Origin of the sequence: Sporosarcina sp. P17b, assembly GCF_002743115.1 — a bacterium.
GTDB classification, from domain to species: Bacteria; Bacillota; Bacilli; order Bacillales_A; family Planococcaceae; genus Sporosarcina; species Sporosarcina ureae_C.
The window spans coordinates 42,493-57,302 of sequence record NZ_PDYP01000017.1; the positions used below are offsets into that span (position 1 = coordinate 42,493).

Genomic DNA, 14,810 nt, shown 5'->3' on the forward strand with positions numbered 1-14,810 from the left:
TAAACGATAAAGAACCTTTCTAATAATGATTGAATTAATTTAGACATTTTATGCCTAAAAAATAGAATAGAATAAATACTTATAAAATAATAGATGCAAAATTTGGATTTATCTTAAATTTTGGTACAATGAAATGAATAGCGCCATTTGATGAAATGGCAGACAAAAATATTCAGGGGGTTTTTAAAAATGGCAGAGGATCGTTATCAACGTGGTTTAGAAAAGTTAATGGAACTCACATTATCAAGTGAGGACAATCCAGCAGGTGAGATGGAGATTGGTGATAGTTTTAAAGATGTTGCTCCCGATTTGACCAAGTACGTTGTAGAATTCGCATTCGGTGATATTTATTCACGACCTGGACTCGACAATAAGCAAAAAGTGCTGACCACGATTACAGCGCTTGTAGCACAAGGAAAACCGCAAATTCAGATGCATATCAAAACGGGACTTGACGTCGGTTTAACACCGGATGAAATCATTGGATGCATTATGCATTTGATTCCCTATACAGGATTCCCGAGTGTACTAAATGCCTTATCGGTAGCGCAAACCGTGTTTAAGGAACGTGGCGTTTCGATTACTAAAATTGAGGATGATAAATAATTATATAAAAAGGCTTCATTCCACAGGGCGTTACGTTGAATGAAGCCTTTTTTGTATATAAGTAAATAGTTGAATAGTATTCTATAGAATAACAAGAAATTATTCAGTTTATTTAATTCAGATCAATATAAAAAGTTGCTGCCTAGGGAAGCTCATTGGCAGCAATTATTCATTAGTGTGCATTACTTTTTTGCTTTAACTGATACTAGCTCTGTAATAATAGTTCCTTTGTTGTTTGTACTCTTGATGATCCCGATACCTTTTGCAATATATTCGCGTGAACCGTCTTTGTGACGCAAAATTACAACGTTTTTAAACGTACCTGCCTTTACCTTGATCGTTTTCGTCGTGCTTTCTACTAAAACTTTGGAATTATCGTAAGCAGATTTTGCGTACGTTCCTTGTTTCAATGGATATAACACATCTACAAATATAACATCCGAATCAGATACGCCGATCATCAGTCTATTTTTATCCTCGATATACGTATAGCTGGAATAGTCAGGATAGAGTGTGTCTCCTTTATTGAATAGAAAAGTGAATTCACCATCTTTTTTTACAACAAAATTTTCTTTTGTATCATCGAAAAAAGAAGGGGAATACGTTAGGGTTAAGCCATTAACAGGGGTCAAACCTTTTGTGACAGTAGTTGGAGCGGGGCTGGCGTTAGGGTTTTTCTTGGATAAAGCAGATGTATAAACATATCCCTTACTCTTTCCTGCTTGTACATACGACCAACCGTTAGATGAAGAAAAGACCGTTACCTTCGAATGGTTTTTAATTGTTCCCACTCGCTCTGCATTTTTGGCAGGCTTTACGCGGAGGACGATGTCACTCTTTGCACTTACATACATGGTAGTTGTTTTTGTAGCTGCTTCTGTCCCAGTAGGAAGACTAAAGGAAAAGCTCAAAACTAGTACCGTAATTAAAAATAATACTTTTCTCACATAACTCACTCCTCATTAATAGTTATTCATGTATAGGAACGCTAAAGAACTTAGTGGGCCTATACTAGTATATCTTACTATTTAGACTATTGTTTAAGCAAGTAAGTTAGTATGATATTTCATTATGATCTTTCTTGTTCTACGTACTATTTACCTTTCGCTATTTGCCATAATCTCAACACCCGCCAAAGCTTGAGTTGCAAGTCGATCTGCTTCGTTATTTAACTTTCGAGAAATGAGCTCATACTGTGGTTCTAATCCAAGCGATTTCATCTTCGCTTCAATTCTATCTGCCCAGCGATACAAATCTTCCTCGATGACAGGCCATTCTTCGGTTAAATGATGGATAACAACACGTGAATCACCGAGTACAGAGATAGGCAAGTGGTGTACTCCAAGAATCTCTAACTCCTGCAAGCAAAGGTGAAGTGCGGCATATTCTGCTTCATTATTTGAAGTTAGACCTTCGACGAAAGCATTTTTCCTTACCCTATAGGACTTGCCGTTTTGATCATAATAGATGACGCAACCAAGTCCGGCCGTCTTCGTGTCCCAATCGAAGCCACCATCAAAATAAATACTGATGTTATGTGGTTCTGTTTCAATCCCTTTTACGTAGGTCTTTAATTCTTTCAACGTCCATGAGCTATCATGTGGATCAACAAAAATAATATCTTTTACTCGGCCAGTCTTTTCTATATCCAAGCCAAACATTATGGCTTCTTCTGCTGACATTTCCTCTGAATGAAAAACAGTGATCTTTCCGTTACGCGACTTATATGTCCATTCAATACTAATTTGCATGGCAATTCCTCCAATACACGTAGTGTAACCTTTTTTAATTGCAAAAAAACTCAGTATTGATTAAATATAAAATAATAGCAGCAACACTTTATGTTGAATGAAGCACATTTATTGAGAATTAAAAGTACGCTATAGTAGGCATAAAGTCGTTATTAATATATTTTCTGCCTTCATAATTAGACACGGTTCTTTATCTCATTATCGTTTATTGCTAGATGTTGTCTATATTTGTAACGCTTTATGAAAAAATAAAACAACTCTACCTATATGTTTGCATGTATCTTTCTCTTTTGCGTTTTTCTAAAAGAATATGTATAGTTAGAAATCGTTCATTACACGAACAAATAGCCTCAATTCGAAAGGAGAAACATGAGAAAAATATCAAATGTCTTTTACATTACTATCGCATTAATCGTCATTACTGTCGGATATGGGGCATTCGCTTCGGATAGTTTCGAGGAAATTACGAGTAATGCCAAGAATTTTGTCGCATCATCATTTGGATGGTATTATCTGCTACTGCTATCCTCTTTATTGTTATTAAGTATCTTCCTCATCTTCAGTCCGTACGGCAAGATCCGTCTGGGGAAGAACACGGATCGACCTGAATTCTCTACAATTACGTGGATTGCTATGCTGTTTTCAGCTGGAATGGGAATCGGTCTAGTGTTCTATGGTGCAGCTGAACCGCTGTCACATTTCGTCAGTCCCGCAACTGAGGATCCAGGTACTAATGAAGCATTTAAGGAAGGCTTACGAGAATCTTTCTTCCACTGGGGCCTCCATGTATGGGCCATGTATGGAGTTGTCGCATTAGCACTGGCTTACTTCCAGTTTCGTAAAGGTTCACCTGGTTTAATTTCAGCAACATTGAAACCGATTTTCGGTAATAAAATGGATGGTCCGTGGGGGATATTCGTAGACGTTCTTGCTGTCTTTGCAACTGCGTTCGGCGTTGCTACCACTCTCGGTTTTGGTGCTGTTCAAATTAATGCAGGCCTTAATTATTTGTTTGGTATTGAAATTGGGACATTCTCTCAATTTATCATTATCGCAATCGTTACCGTCCTATTCATTGCATCTGCGTGGTCAGGACTGAGTAAAGGAATTAAGTATTTATCCAACTTGAACCTCGTTCTAGCCGTGTTACTACTCGCATTTGTTGTGATTTTAGGACCTACACTATTAATCATGAATATGTTCACGGAGTCATTCGGTAGTTATCTTGGGAATCTGGTAGAGATGAGCCTCCGCACAGCACCACTTAACGTAGACAATCAACAATGGTTGTTTGACTGGACTATCTTTTACTGGGCATGGTGGATTTCATGGGCGCCGTTTGTCAGTATGTTCATAGCACGCGTTTCAAAAGGTCGTACAATTCGAGAATTCATGGTCGGTGTTCTATTGGTACCGACATTACTATGTGCGTTTTGGTTTTCTGCATTTGGTACGACAGCTGTGAATATGCAGCTTACAGGTATCGCCGATATCGCCGGCTCTAAAACGGAGCTAGTCATTTTCGAGATGTTTAATGAATTGCCATGGTCATTCTTCATTTCTGCTATTGCTATTCTATTAATCGCATCATTCTTCGTAACAAGTGCTGACTCTGCGACATTTGTTCTCGGTATGCAATCGACATACGGTTCACTCACGCCGCCAACTAGCGTGAAGATTGTATGGGGTGTTATCCAATCATCCATCGCATTGATCTTGTTATGGGTTGGGGGTCTGGGGGCATTGCAAAATACGATTATTATAGCCGCCTTACCATTCTCATTCGTCATGCTGCTGATGGTAGTATCACTGATGAAAGCACTAGGTCAGGAAAACATTTCACGAAGATAACAGTAAGATTATTTACCTGTATATAAGCTAGAGTATATTTTAGCCGCTACTTAATTTTACGTAGCGGCATTTTTTTTATGAAATCGTATAAGGCGCTAAAACCTTGTTGTGTCTAGTGTCGGATGAAGTTTCTCCAAAATAGTACAGTGTAGTAGGTTGTTCTAATTTTTTTTGGTATCATCTCATAGATAGTGGAATTCACCGCCTCATTTTTTGTATAATGATATAATTGGCATCTGCTTCAAAAAAGAACAGTGCGAATTACGATGAGAGGAATTGAAATGAACAATGAGTAATAATTTTTGGCGCGAGTTGCCTCGGCCATTTTTCATATTAGCACCGATGGAAGACGTGACAGATGTTGTGTTTCGTCATGTGATAGCAGAAGCTGCACGACCTGATGTGTTTTTCACGGAGTTTACGAACACCGAAAGTTTTTGTCATCCGGAGGGAATTTATAGTTTGCGTGGACGTTTAGCATTTACTGAAGATGAGCAGCCCATTGTTGCTCATATTTGGGGAGATAAACCGGAACATTTTCGTGAAATGAGTATCGGCATGGCAGAGCTTGGGTTTAAGGGGCTTGACATAAATATGGGATGTCCAGTACCGAATGTGGCTGCGAAAGGAAAAGGTAGTGGATTAATCAATCACCCTGAAACAGCGGCTGCAATTATTCAAGCATCAAAAGCAGGGGGACTACCGGTCAGTGTGAAAACGCGTCTTGGTTACACAGATATTGATGAATGGCGTACTTGGCTTAGACATGTATTGGAACAGGATATTGCCAATCTATCGATACACTTGCGTTCACGTAAAGAAATGAGTAAAGGACATGCACATTGGGATTTGATTCCCGAGATCAAGAAACTTCGTGACGAGATTGCGCCTGACACGATGTTGACAATCAACGGAGATATTATGGATCGTCAAATGGGACTAGAACTTGTTGAGAAATACGGAGTAGATGGTGTCATGATCGGACGGGGAGTTTTCCATAATCCATTTGCCTTTGAAGTGGAAAAGAGAGAACATGACCACAAAGAATTATTAGATCTTTTACGTCTGCATCTAGATCTTTTTGACAAATATTCAACTGAACTAGAGCCACGACTATTCAAGCCGCTTCGTCGTTTCTTCAAGATTTACGTAAAAGGATTCCGTGGAGCAGCTGAACTGCGGAATGAATTGATGAATACCAATACGACAGATGAAGTACGTGCTTTACTTGATGCCGTAGAGCTTGATTAACTACAAATAAAACCTTCTCTTTTATTCCAACGCTTATTGAATAAAAGAGAAGGTTTTTGTCTTATTTAAATACGTCTAGTTTTTCAATGCGGTGCATGGCTTCTCGCATGCGGTCTTCACTTTCTAATAAACCGACACGTATATATCCTTCTCCGTGAACACCAAAACCATTGCCTGGCGATACGGCAACATCTGCTTTGTCCAATAACAAGTCAGCGAAGGTTTCACTCGTAAATCCTTCAGGAACAGGAAGCCAAGCGAAGAATGAGCCGGTGGGAGCCGTTACATCCCAACCGATGCGTTTACATTCTGACAGCAAAACTGTTAGACGTCTTTCATACAATTCGACTAACTCTTCAACACATTGCTGAGGGCCTGTCAAAGCCTCGATTGCAGCACGTTGCACAGCAGGGAATAAGCTAGTGAATAAGTGATCTTGCAATACATTTAATGCTTCTACGATTTCTGCATTTCCTACAGCGAAACCTACACGCCATCCTGCCATATTATACATTTTGGATAGAGAAAGCATTTCAATCCCGACTTCTTTCGCACCTTCTGTCTGTAAAAAACTAATTGGTTTCTTACCTTCAAACCCAATGCCGCCATAGGCAAAATCTTGTAAAACAGCAATCTGATTTTCTTTGGCAAATGCCACGGTTTCCTCATAAAACGCTGGTGTTGCTGTAACGCCAGTCGGATTACTTGGATAATTTAAGTACATGAGCTTGGCATCTTTTTTCTGATCGTTAGTTAGCTTGTCATAATCAGGTAGAAATCCATTCTCTTTATGGAGTGGCATCGTATCATAGCGAATACCCGCTAAGCTCACGCCTGATAAATAGTCAGGATAACCGGGGTCTGGAAGCAATAATAAGTCACCTTCATTCATGATAGCTAAAGGAAGTTCGACGACACCAATTTTTGTGCCACCTAGTACCGCGACTTCTGTTTCAGGGTCAATCACCACATCGTATTCTCGCTTATAGTATTCAGCAACGGCTTGTTTTAAAGCCGGTGTTCCACGGAAAGGTGAGTAACCGTGTGTGGCGGGATCTTCAACGGCTTCTTGTAATGCTTTAATAATATGAGGAGGTGTGGGCTGATCAGGATTACCGCGCCCCAGATTAATGACATCTCTGCCTTCGTCCATAGCTTTTTCCACTTTTTTTAATAATAATGTAAAGAAATGCGGAGGGAGATTTTGTAATCGGTTGGACAAAGCCATAGTCTATTCCTTCTTTCTTTGATATGTATTTTCAATTAGTATACATAGAACATACTAAACTTTTCAATAAAAGAATTGTTATTTGATTCGAAACAATCGTGAAAACTACGTAATAATAAATAACACTGATCTAAAAAGTCGGATATTATATTGAATTGTCGTTATTCACCTTGACAGTTTTATTAATTCAGATTAGTATATGTTTTACGCATCTAAATGAATAGCAATCTCTTATCAAGAGCGACTGAGGGGAAAGGCCCTATGAAGTCCAGCAACCCCTTGGAAGGATCAAGGAAGGTGCCAAATCCTACAGCATGGTTTTCCATCTGAGAGATAAGCTGAGAATATATCAGTACTTCTTTCATTTAGAAAAATGAAAGAAGTTTTTTATTTATAAAGAAATTTTAATTCCAGCTATACTTATACTCTTTGGCTGCTGGAATACAGAAAGAAGTGAGAATATGATCCAAATTCAACATTTGTCTAAAGTATATCAGACAAAAGAGAGAGTGGTAAAAGGTGTAGATGATGTATCACTTAACATCGGGACTGGAGAAATATTTGGTATTGTTGGATATTCTGGAGCGGGTAAAAGTTCTCTTATACGCTGTTTGAATTTATTAGAAAAGCCAACGAGCGGTACTATTTTGATTGATGAAGTGAATTTAACGAAATTATCTGGAGCACAGCTTCGACAGGCACGTTTAAAGATCGGAATGATTTTCCAGCATTTTTATTTAATTAGCCAAAAGACGATTTTCGAAAATATCGCTTTCGCTTTACGGGCAGCAAAAATGCCTTCGGACAAAATAGAGACGCGTGTATTAGAACTTCTTGAAATGGTAGGTCTTTCTGAAAAACGTCATGTATATCCTGCGCAGTTGAGTGGGGGCCAGAAACAACGTGTCGGTATAGCGAGAGCTCTGGCCAATAATCCTTCCGTTTTGCTTTGTGATGAAGCTACATCTGCACTTGATCCAAATACGACGATGTCTATTTTACGATTGCTGAAAAAGATCAATAAAGAATTGAATATTACCATTGTATTAATTACGCATGAGATGAATGTTGTAAAAGAGATTTGTGATCGCATGGCGATTATGCAAGATGGAAAAGTTATTGAAGAAGGACAAGTGTATGACATCTTTTCTAATCCAGTTCAACCTTTGACGAAGGAATTTATTAGCAGTGTAGTGTCTTATGATATCCCTGAAGCGGTCATGTCGAATTTGGCAGGGACACTAATAAAGATCACATTTAAAGGTGAAGTAGCGATGGAGGGTGTGATTTCCGATACGATGCAGAAGTACAAGGTCAAAGGAAACTTCTTGCATGGATCGATTGAATATATTCAAGAACGAGCACTTGGAATTTTCTTAATGGAATTACAAGGTGAACGTCAAGAAGTCAAGCAAGCAATTGCATACATACTCAAACAAAACGCACAAGTGGAGGTGATCCGCCAACATGTTTGATCTAGCCCACATCATGGAACTCATGCCGGACATTACAAAAGCATTTGGTGAAACTCTTTATATGATCGGTATCTCCCTAACGATTGCGCTAATTGTTGGATTACCTCTTGGCGTCCTGTTATTTACAACAGACAAAGGATTATTTTTAGAGAACCGGGCAATTAATTCGGTTGTAGGTTTTTTCGTCAATATTATTCGTTCAATTCCATTCATTATTCTACTTGTAGCTTTAATACCTTTGACGAAACTGATCGTTGGAAATACAATTGGACCGGCAGCTGCAAGTGTATCGCTTTCTGTAGCAGCAATTCCGTTCTTTGCGAGAATCGTTGAAACATCCATGCGTGAAATAGACAAAGGGGTTATAGAGGCAGCCATTTCAACGGGTGCTTCGCCGTGGATGATTATTTGGAACGTGTTACTACCTGAATCTAAATCGAGCATTATCCAAGGACTTACACTGACGTTAATCAACTTAGTTGCCTATTCAGCAATGGCTGGATTTGTTGGTGGAGGCGGAATTGGGGACTTAGCTATTCGTTTCGGCTACTATCGATATGATGACAGTATTATGCTAGTCACTGTCGCCATTTTAATAGTGCTAGTACAGTTGATTCAATTTGGTGGAGATCGTTTTTCAAAAATGATAGATAAAAGATAATAGGGGAGAGATGGATTTATGAAGAAACTGGTACTTGCATTCATTCTTACTGCGTTGGTTGCAGCATTGGCAGCTTGTGGAGGAGAAAAGTCTACTGAAAAGTCGGATGATGATAAAAATATTCATTTTGGTGCAACAGCAGGTCCTTATAGTGACATGCTAAAAAAGGCAATACAACCTGGTCTTGAGGAAAAAGGATATACGGTTAAAATCACAGAATTCAGCGACTATATTCAGCCGAATATTTCGTTGGACAGTGGAGATATTGATGCGAACTTGTTCCAAAATATTACGTACTTAGAAAACTTCGAGAAAGAAAACAATATGGAACTCTCTGAGTTGATTATCGTACCGACAGCGCCATTAGGTATCTATTCAAATAAATATAAGTCTCTTGACGAAATTGAAGATGGATCAACCATTACTATTCCCAATGATCCAGTAAACGCTGCGAGAACATTATATGTATTGGAAGATGCAGGATTAGTGAAAATGGATGAAGAAATTGACCAATTGACGGCATCTGAAAAAGACATCGCGGAAAATCCGAAAAACTTAGTCATTCAGCCGGTGGAAGCGGGACAATTACCTCGTTCGGTGGAAGGGTCTGATTTGGCCGCGGTACCTGGTAACTTTGCAATTGCGGCAAATATGGATTTGTTAGACGCACTAGCTTTAGAAGATATGCCGGACCAGTTCCGTAATGTCGTAGCTGTCAAAACAGAAAATGTAGATAAGCAATTCGCGAAAGATATTATTGAAGTAGTAGAATCCGAGCAATTTTTAGAAGTGATTGAATCTGAATTTAAAGGTTTCGGCAAACCAGCTTGGATGGAAAAGTGAAACTCGGATTTATAAGAATACCGTAAAAAAACACCAGACCCGAAGACGATGGAAAGTGTCTTCAGGTCTGGTGTTTTACTGCTTTTTTACTCTGTTTCTACTAATACTATATCATCGATAATCGGAACATCGCGTTTCAATACTGCCAACATTTCATCGTCTACTTGACTATCGATTTCACAAATCGTGATGGCGGGTCCATCAATCGCAAACCGTTCGTTGGCCATACGTGCAATATTGATTCCTTTTCTTGAAAGAATCCCAAGAAGATCGGCGATGACACCTTTTTGATCCGTATGACGAATTAGGAGTGCAGGTCGTTCGCCAGAGAATTTTAAAGGATAGTCGTCTAGTTCTTGTACTTCAATTTTACCGCCACCAAGTGAACTGGCAAGGACTTTTATGGAGTTGGTGGGTCCAGTCAATTCCACGAGGACAGTATTCGGATGATAGCTGCCGAGCACACGCTTCGTGAACTCGTAATGTAATCCTGTTTTTTCAGCTAGCTCTTTTGCATGTGGAATTCTTTCATCTGTCGTATTGAAACCCATGACACCAGCAAGCAATGCTAAGTCAGTACCGTGACCTTGATAAGTAGTAGCGAAAGAGCCCATTAGTGAGAATTTCGCGTGTGTTGGTTGTTCATTCAGCAACTGATATGCAACATTGCCTATTCGTACAGCACCGGCAGTATGTGAACTCGAAGGACCAATCATAACAGGTCCAATGATTTCGTAGGCGCTCTGGTATTTAGCCGGAGCCCCTTTACTCTTTTCTTTATTGCCCTTGTCATTACTGAATACTTGATTCTTTAATTTTTGCCCTGTTGGAGTGCCGGCCAATCCGCCAATGCCTGTTTCACGTAATGATTCAGGCATTTGCTGTCCCACTTCGTGCATTACATGAATGACTTCGTCAGGAGGGATGATGCTCACTACACCTGCCATCGCCATGTCTGCTGCAGCTTCAGCTGTAATAGCATGCAATCCATTTCGAATAATACAAGGAATTTCTACTAAGCCTGCTACTGGATCACAAACAAGTCCCAATGAATTTTTCAGTGCAATACCGATTGCGTGTCCGACTTGATCAGGCGTACCACCAGCAAGTTCCACTAATGTACCTGCCGCCATTGCTGTAGCAGAACCGACTTCCGCTTGGCATCCTCCCGCGGCTCCTGAAATAGAAGCGCGGTTTGCGATGACCAACCCTAGCGCAGACGCCGTGAACATAGATAAAACGATTTGTTCGCGTGTGTACTTGCCCGTATCAAGTGCATGCACGAGAACGGCAGGTAAGATTCCTGCCGAACCGGCTGTAGGAGTGGCAACGATTCTTCCCATATTCGCATTTACTTCAGATACAGCTAATGCGTTTGCTGCGGTATTTAGTGTTGAAGGATGAACGAATGAATTGCCTTGTTTCGCGTAATCATATAAACGTTGCCCATCTCCACCTGTTAATCCCGTCCGTGACATAACGGAAGTAGTCGTTCCTTTACGAACTGCTTCTTCCATAACGGTAAATTGTTCCGACATTTTCTTGATGATAGTTTCTCTCTGCATGCCTTTTTGTTTAATTTCAGACAGAATCATTAACTCGTATATCGGAGTATTGTCCTGTTCCGCATGCTCGATCAGTTGGTTTAAACTCGTGAATGCCATGTGTATTTGCTCCCTATAGAGAACTGTTCCATATAGAAAAAACAGGAACCGCTCTCGCTGTATTTGATAGAACTGACTGACAATTTGAAAGCGCTTACCTCTTATTATTTGTTATTTCACACGTAATGTCAATGAATCGAAAAGGCACTAGAGCATTAAATGCCCAGTACCTGTTTTTGGTTTAATAGTTTTGAAGATCGGATAGCAAATAATAATAGATCAATTGTGAAGTGTTTTTCAAAGAATCCTCATGTGTACGTTCAAACGCATGGGAAGAGTCAATTCCAGGACCAATTAAGCCGTGTATAATATCGTGGCCCGCTTTAATAGCCGCGGATGCATCAGAGCCATAGTGTGGATACATATCAATTTGGTATCCTATGTCATTTTTATTGGCTAGCTCTACTAGATGGTTGCGTAATCCATAGTGGTAAGGACCGCTAGAGTCTTTTGCGCAAATAGACACTGTGTACTCATCCGTTGTCTGACCGTCCCCCATGGCCCCCATATCGACAGCCAAGTACTCTACTGTTTCCTCAGTAATATTAGAGTTACCGCCATATCCAATTTCTTCATTATTCGAAATCAGGAAGTGGGTAGTGTAAGGCAACACAATGTTTTCTGTTTGGATATGTTTGATAAGTTGCAGCAAGATGGCAACACTCGCTTTATCATCTAGGTGGCGGGATTTAATAAAGCCATTATCCGTGATTTCTACGCGTGGTTCAAGCGAGACGAAATCCCCAACTTCAATACCGAGTTTGCGAATTTCTTCTGCGGTATGTACTTTTGCATCGATGCGGACTTCCATGTTCACTTGATTGCGATCTGCGGTACCAGCATTTTTATACACGTGTACAGACGTTTGATGGAGTAAGATCGTCCCCGTAATCGTCTTGCCGGATGCCGTATGAATCTTACAATACTCACCTTCAATTGAATTGTAGTGATAGCCGCCAATTAAATCGAGTTTTAGACGACCATTACTTTTCACTTCCTTGACCATCGCACCCAGTGTGTCGACGTGGGCAGTTAACATACGGTGTTCTTTATCATTTGTACCCGGTAAAGTGGCGATTAATCCACCTTTACGATTGCGTGTAGTTTCCACATTATATGCCTGTAAAAAGTCCTCTACAAAAGAAATTACTTGTTTCGTGTAACCGGAAGGACTTGGAATGGATACGAGTTGCTGAATAAGTTCCTTCGTTTCAGTTATGTTTGCTTGATAAGCCATGTAATGAATCTCCTTTTATTGGATGGTTTTAGCTTAGTTTATCGTGTTAGAAACTTAGTTTCAACGATTTGAAATGATTTGATTCCTTCGGAGTAGATTGACCTATGGTATAATTGTTTATTAAAAATACATTGTAGAAACTAAAAGTTTTACTTGGAAAGGTGAGGAAATCCTTCTATGAATAAAGAAACAAGTTCCACACAACAAATTAAAGAGTTAAAAGAACAAATCATTGCTTATGAAAGAGTAATAGAAGACTTGTCGGCTCCTATTATACCTTCTATTGTGCCCGAAACAATTTTGGTTCCTCTAACGGGTGCTCTTTCGGTAGGACGCTTTATACATATTCAGGATAAAGTTGTACAAAGAATATCATCTAACAATATACATACAGTAGTATTTGATTTTACTGATATTGGTTCTTTTTCCGTAGAAGAAAATATGGGATATGAGTTGTTGAGTGAAAAAATCAATGAGTTAGTCAGCGCGCTACAATTAATGGGGACAGAAACCGTTTTTGTAGGATTTTCACCTGAGTTTGCATAAAACTTGATTTTATCCAATGTGTCCAATTTTAATCAGATTCGTGCTTTTACGAATTTCCGTGAAAGTCTTCAGTATTTGCTCGAAATAAAGGGATTGGAAATCGTAAGTAAAAAATAAAATAATGCCTGTGCAACAGAGGATGGTATCTTCCGCTGTTACACAGGCATTTTATATTACATATCGCTTTGTCGAACGACCAATACGTCACATTTTGCAGTTAAAACGATGGCTTCTGATACAGAGCCGAGGAAATAATGCTCGACATTTTTCAAGCCTTGGGCACCGCAGACGATTAAATCAGCTTCTACTACAAGAGCGAGATCCTTGGAAATATTGATTTTTGGATCACCGTGCTTGATATGTGTTTCCACGTGTTCAAGTCCCTCTTCTTTGGCAATGGTTTCATAGCTGTTTAGCAGATCCACTATATGCTGCTTTTCACGTTCCAGAAAGGAAGCATCCTCCTCATCAATAGAGAAAACATCAATGATATTGACGATGTGTAGCCTCGCATCAACTTCTTGCTTTGCCACCTCAATCGATTTATACAAAGCCCATTTAGCCTCATTTGATCCATCTACCGCGACGAGAATACTCTTATATTCATTCATCTGGAAAATCCCCTTCCGAAAAATCTAGATAATTATTCGTTCAGTGTGAAATAGCAACGATAGTATGGTAAAAACTACTTGTTATTCTACCTTAATTATACCATATTTATACACTGGCCATGATTGAATCTTAAGAGTAATTCATTTTGTGAAACGCATAACTTTCACATAAATTATTAGTTAATTACTTACTAAATAGTCATTAAAAACTATCTCAAAGGACTGGTTATATGTCGTGTAAGTGAATTTTGATAATTAATTATACCTAATAAATTAATAGTCAAAATAAGAGTATCGAGCAATAAATTAATGCAGCTAGGGTCTGTCGATAAAATATTTTTAGTTATAAATTGAAATACTATTTAAAGATATACAAGAATTGAATAGATAGTCTTTAAAATACTATAGGTCAGCCATTTGATCGTGATTTCTATTATTCAAATTAAAGTGAAATATTTATCTTTTAACTAGCTCAGTAGACTGAAAATTATAGAAAATGATTTTACAAACCTAGTCAATATAAAAATGTGGTGCTACAATTGATTAAGTTTTTGAGAAATAGTGTAAATGACAAAAACAAAATCATTGGAGGTTTTTATATGTACGCTCATGTTAACGGAGTAAATAAAACTTTCCTAGAAAATACAGGACCTTGGAGAAGGAAACTACGGGAATATGAATATGGAACGCTTGGTGCAGATGATGACTTCTTTGAAGAAATCGCACCTTTGAATCACTTAGAACGTATCGAAGCTCCGTTGCTAGTGTTCCACGGAAAAAATGATACTAGAGTACCTGTCAGTGAGGCAGAGCAGTTAACGGCTACTATGCGTGAACTGAAGAAGGATGTCGAACTGGTCGTGTTTGAAGATGAGGGACATCAAACAGATAAGCTTTCCAATCATATTACGATGAATACATTAATTGTAGAGTTTTTCAACAAGACATTATAAAGGTTGGCCAATTGTACAATCAAGTTAGCCATCTAAATTCAAATAAAAAAATGCCACTATAAAATTTCGTGTATCATTGAAGTTACGAGACAAACAATGAGAGGAAGTTTTATAGTGGCACAACTTGAGAATA

General features: G+C 38.9%; 13 protein-coding genes, 1 pseudogene and 1 riboswitch. Of the genes and pseudogenes, 8 read left to right on the plus strand and 6 right to left on the minus strand.

The features are described from left to right. Positions 1–189: 189 nt before the first annotated feature. On the plus strand, positions 190–606 hold the full coding sequence (locus tag CSV76_RS14635; RefSeq protein WP_085427284.1) for a carboxymuconolactone decarboxylase family protein: 417 nt from the start codon (positions 190–192) through the stop codon (positions 604–606). 182 nt (positions 607–788) lie between these two features. Here the strand turns inward: CSV76_RS14635 and CSV76_RS14640 are convergent, their stop codons facing one another. Continuing rightward, positions 789–1,553: an SH3 domain-containing protein gene (locus tag CSV76_RS14640; RefSeq protein WP_085427283.1), complete on the minus strand. Its 765-nt coding sequence runs from the start codon at positions 1,551–1,553 to the stop codon at positions 789–791. Between the two features lie 150 nt (positions 1,554–1,703). Then, positions 1,704–2,357, minus strand: coding sequence for a reverse transcriptase-like protein (locus CSV76_RS14645; RefSeq protein WP_085427282.1), 654 nt, complete (start codon positions 2,355–2,357; stop codon positions 1,704–1,706). A 369-nt stretch (positions 2,358–2,726) separates the two neighbouring features. Between CSV76_RS14645 and CSV76_RS14650 the strand changes: the two genes are divergently transcribed. Together CSV76_RS14650 and CSV76_RS14655 are read left to right on the plus strand one after the other, a co-directional pair. Further along, a complete protein-coding gene (locus CSV76_RS14650; protein WP_085427281.1) occupies positions 2,727–4,208 on the plus strand; it encodes a glycine betaine uptake BCCT transporter in 1,482 nt (493 codons plus the stop codon). A gap of 288 nt (positions 4,209–4,496) precedes the next feature. After that, complete coding sequence (locus CSV76_RS14655) at positions 4,497–5,459, plus strand: tRNA dihydrouridine synthase (protein WP_085427280.1); 963 nt, start codon at positions 4,497–4,499, stop codon at positions 5,457–5,459. A gap of 61 nt (positions 5,460–5,520) precedes the next feature. Here CSV76_RS14655 and CSV76_RS14660 read toward each other — a convergent pair whose 3' ends face one another. After that, complete coding sequence (locus CSV76_RS14660) at positions 5,521–6,687, minus strand: pyridoxal phosphate-dependent aminotransferase (RefSeq protein ID WP_099626027.1); 1,167 nt, start codon at positions 6,685–6,687, stop codon at positions 5,521–5,523. Between the two features lie 228 nt (positions 6,688–6,915). Further along, a riboswitch (SAM riboswitch) is annotated at positions 6,916–7,027 on the plus strand. A 121-nt stretch (positions 7,028–7,148) separates the two neighbouring features. Between CSV76_RS14660 and CSV76_RS14665 the strand changes: the two genes are divergently transcribed. From CSV76_RS14665 to CSV76_RS14675, 3 genes are read left to right on the plus strand one after another with little or no spacing between them, the layout of a single operon-like run. After that, complete coding sequence (locus CSV76_RS14665) at positions 7,149–8,162, plus strand: methionine ABC transporter ATP-binding protein (RefSeq protein ID WP_085427278.1); 1,014 nt, start codon at positions 7,149–7,151, stop codon at positions 8,160–8,162. Then, entirely contained in the window at positions 8,155–8,823 is a 669-nt protein-coding gene (locus CSV76_RS14670; RefSeq protein WP_099626028.1) for a methionine ABC transporter permease, read from the plus strand. Before CSV76_RS14665 ends, CSV76_RS14670 begins: the two co-directional genes overlap by 8 nt. 18 nt (positions 8,824–8,841) lie before the next feature. Then, positions 8,842–9,666, plus strand: a complete 825-nt coding sequence (locus CSV76_RS14675) for a MetQ/NlpA family ABC transporter substrate-binding protein (protein WP_085427276.1) — start codon at positions 8,842–8,844, stop codon at positions 9,664–9,666. An 86-nt stretch (positions 9,667–9,752) separates the two neighbouring features. Here the strand turns inward: CSV76_RS14675 and sdaAA are convergent, their stop codons facing one another. Together sdaAA and CSV76_RS14685 are read right to left on the minus strand one after the other, a co-directional pair. Beyond that, complete coding sequence (gene sdaAA, locus CSV76_RS17895; RefSeq protein WP_085427275.1) at positions 9,753–11,330, minus strand: L-serine ammonia-lyase, iron-sulfur-dependent, subunit alpha; 1,578 nt, start codon at positions 11,328–11,330, stop codon at positions 9,753–9,755. A gap of 181 nt (positions 11,331–11,511) precedes the next feature. Continuing rightward, entirely contained in the window at positions 11,512–12,567 is a 1,056-nt protein-coding gene (locus CSV76_RS14685; protein ID WP_198166237.1) for a M42 family metallopeptidase, read from the minus strand. A gap of 177 nt (positions 12,568–12,744) precedes the next feature. Here CSV76_RS14685 and CSV76_RS14690 point away from each other — a divergent pair, with 177 nt between their 5' ends. Then, on the plus strand, positions 12,745–13,113 hold the full coding sequence (locus tag CSV76_RS14690) for an STAS domain-containing protein (RefSeq protein ID WP_099626029.1): 369 nt from the start codon (positions 12,745–12,747) through the stop codon (positions 13,111–13,113). Positions 13,114–13,286: 173 nt separating this feature from the next. Here CSV76_RS14690 and CSV76_RS14695 read toward each other — a convergent pair whose 3' ends face one another. Beyond that, positions 13,287–13,724, minus strand: a complete 438-nt coding sequence (locus CSV76_RS14695) for a universal stress protein (RefSeq protein WP_099626030.1) — start codon at positions 13,722–13,724, stop codon at positions 13,287–13,289. Between the two features lie 626 nt (positions 13,725–14,350). Here CSV76_RS14695 and CSV76_RS14700 point away from each other — a divergent pair. Further along, positions 14,351–14,677, plus strand: a pseudogene (locus tag CSV76_RS14700) (alpha/beta hydrolase family protein); the annotation flags it as partial. Positions 14,678–14,810: the final 133 nt, after the last annotated feature.

Excerpts from the sequence above, each read along its gene's own strand:
- CSV76_RS14665 (WP_085427278.1), top strand. The coding sequence starts at position 7,149 with ATGATCCAAATTCAACATTTGTCTAAAGTATATCAGACAAAAGAGAGA.
- CSV76_RS14655 (WP_085427280.1), top strand. The coding sequence starts at position 4,497 with ATGAGTAATAATTTTTGGCGCGAGTTGCCTCGGCCATTTTTCATATTA.
- CSV76_RS14675 (WP_085427276.1), top strand. The coding sequence starts at position 8,842 with ATGAAGAAACTGGTACTTGCATTCATTCTTACTGCGTTGGTTGCAGCA.
- CSV76_RS14660 (WP_099626027.1), bottom strand. The coding sequence starts at position 6,687 with ATGGCTTTGTCCAACCGATTACAAAATCTCCCTCCGCATTTCTTTACA.
- CSV76_RS14670 (WP_099626028.1), top strand. The coding sequence starts at position 8,155 with ATGTTTGATCTAGCCCACATCATGGAACTCATGCCGGACATTACAAAA.
- CSV76_RS14645 (WP_085427282.1), bottom strand. The coding sequence starts at position 2,357 with ATGCAAATTAGTATTGAATGGACATATAAGTCGCGTAACGGAAAGATC.
- CSV76_RS14650 (WP_085427281.1), top strand. The coding sequence starts at position 2,727 with ATGAGAAAAATATCAAATGTCTTTTACATTACTATCGCATTAATCGTC.
- CSV76_RS14685 (WP_198166237.1), bottom strand. The coding sequence starts at position 12,567 with ATGGCTTATCAAGCAAACATAACTGAAACGAAGGAACTTATTCAGCAA.
- sdaAA (WP_085427275.1), bottom strand. The coding sequence starts at position 11,330 with ATGGCATTCACGAGTTTAAACCAACTGATCGAGCATGCGGAACAGGAC.
- CSV76_RS14635 (WP_085427284.1), top strand. The coding sequence starts at position 190 with ATGGCAGAGGATCGTTATCAACGTGGTTTAGAAAAGTTAATGGAACTC.
- CSV76_RS14690 (WP_099626029.1), top strand. The coding sequence starts at position 12,745 with ATGAATAAAGAAACAAGTTCCACACAACAAATTAAAGAGTTAAAAGAA.
- CSV76_RS14695 (WP_099626030.1), bottom strand. The coding sequence starts at position 13,724 with ATGAATGAATATAAGAGTATTCTCGTCGCGGTAGATGGATCAAATGAG.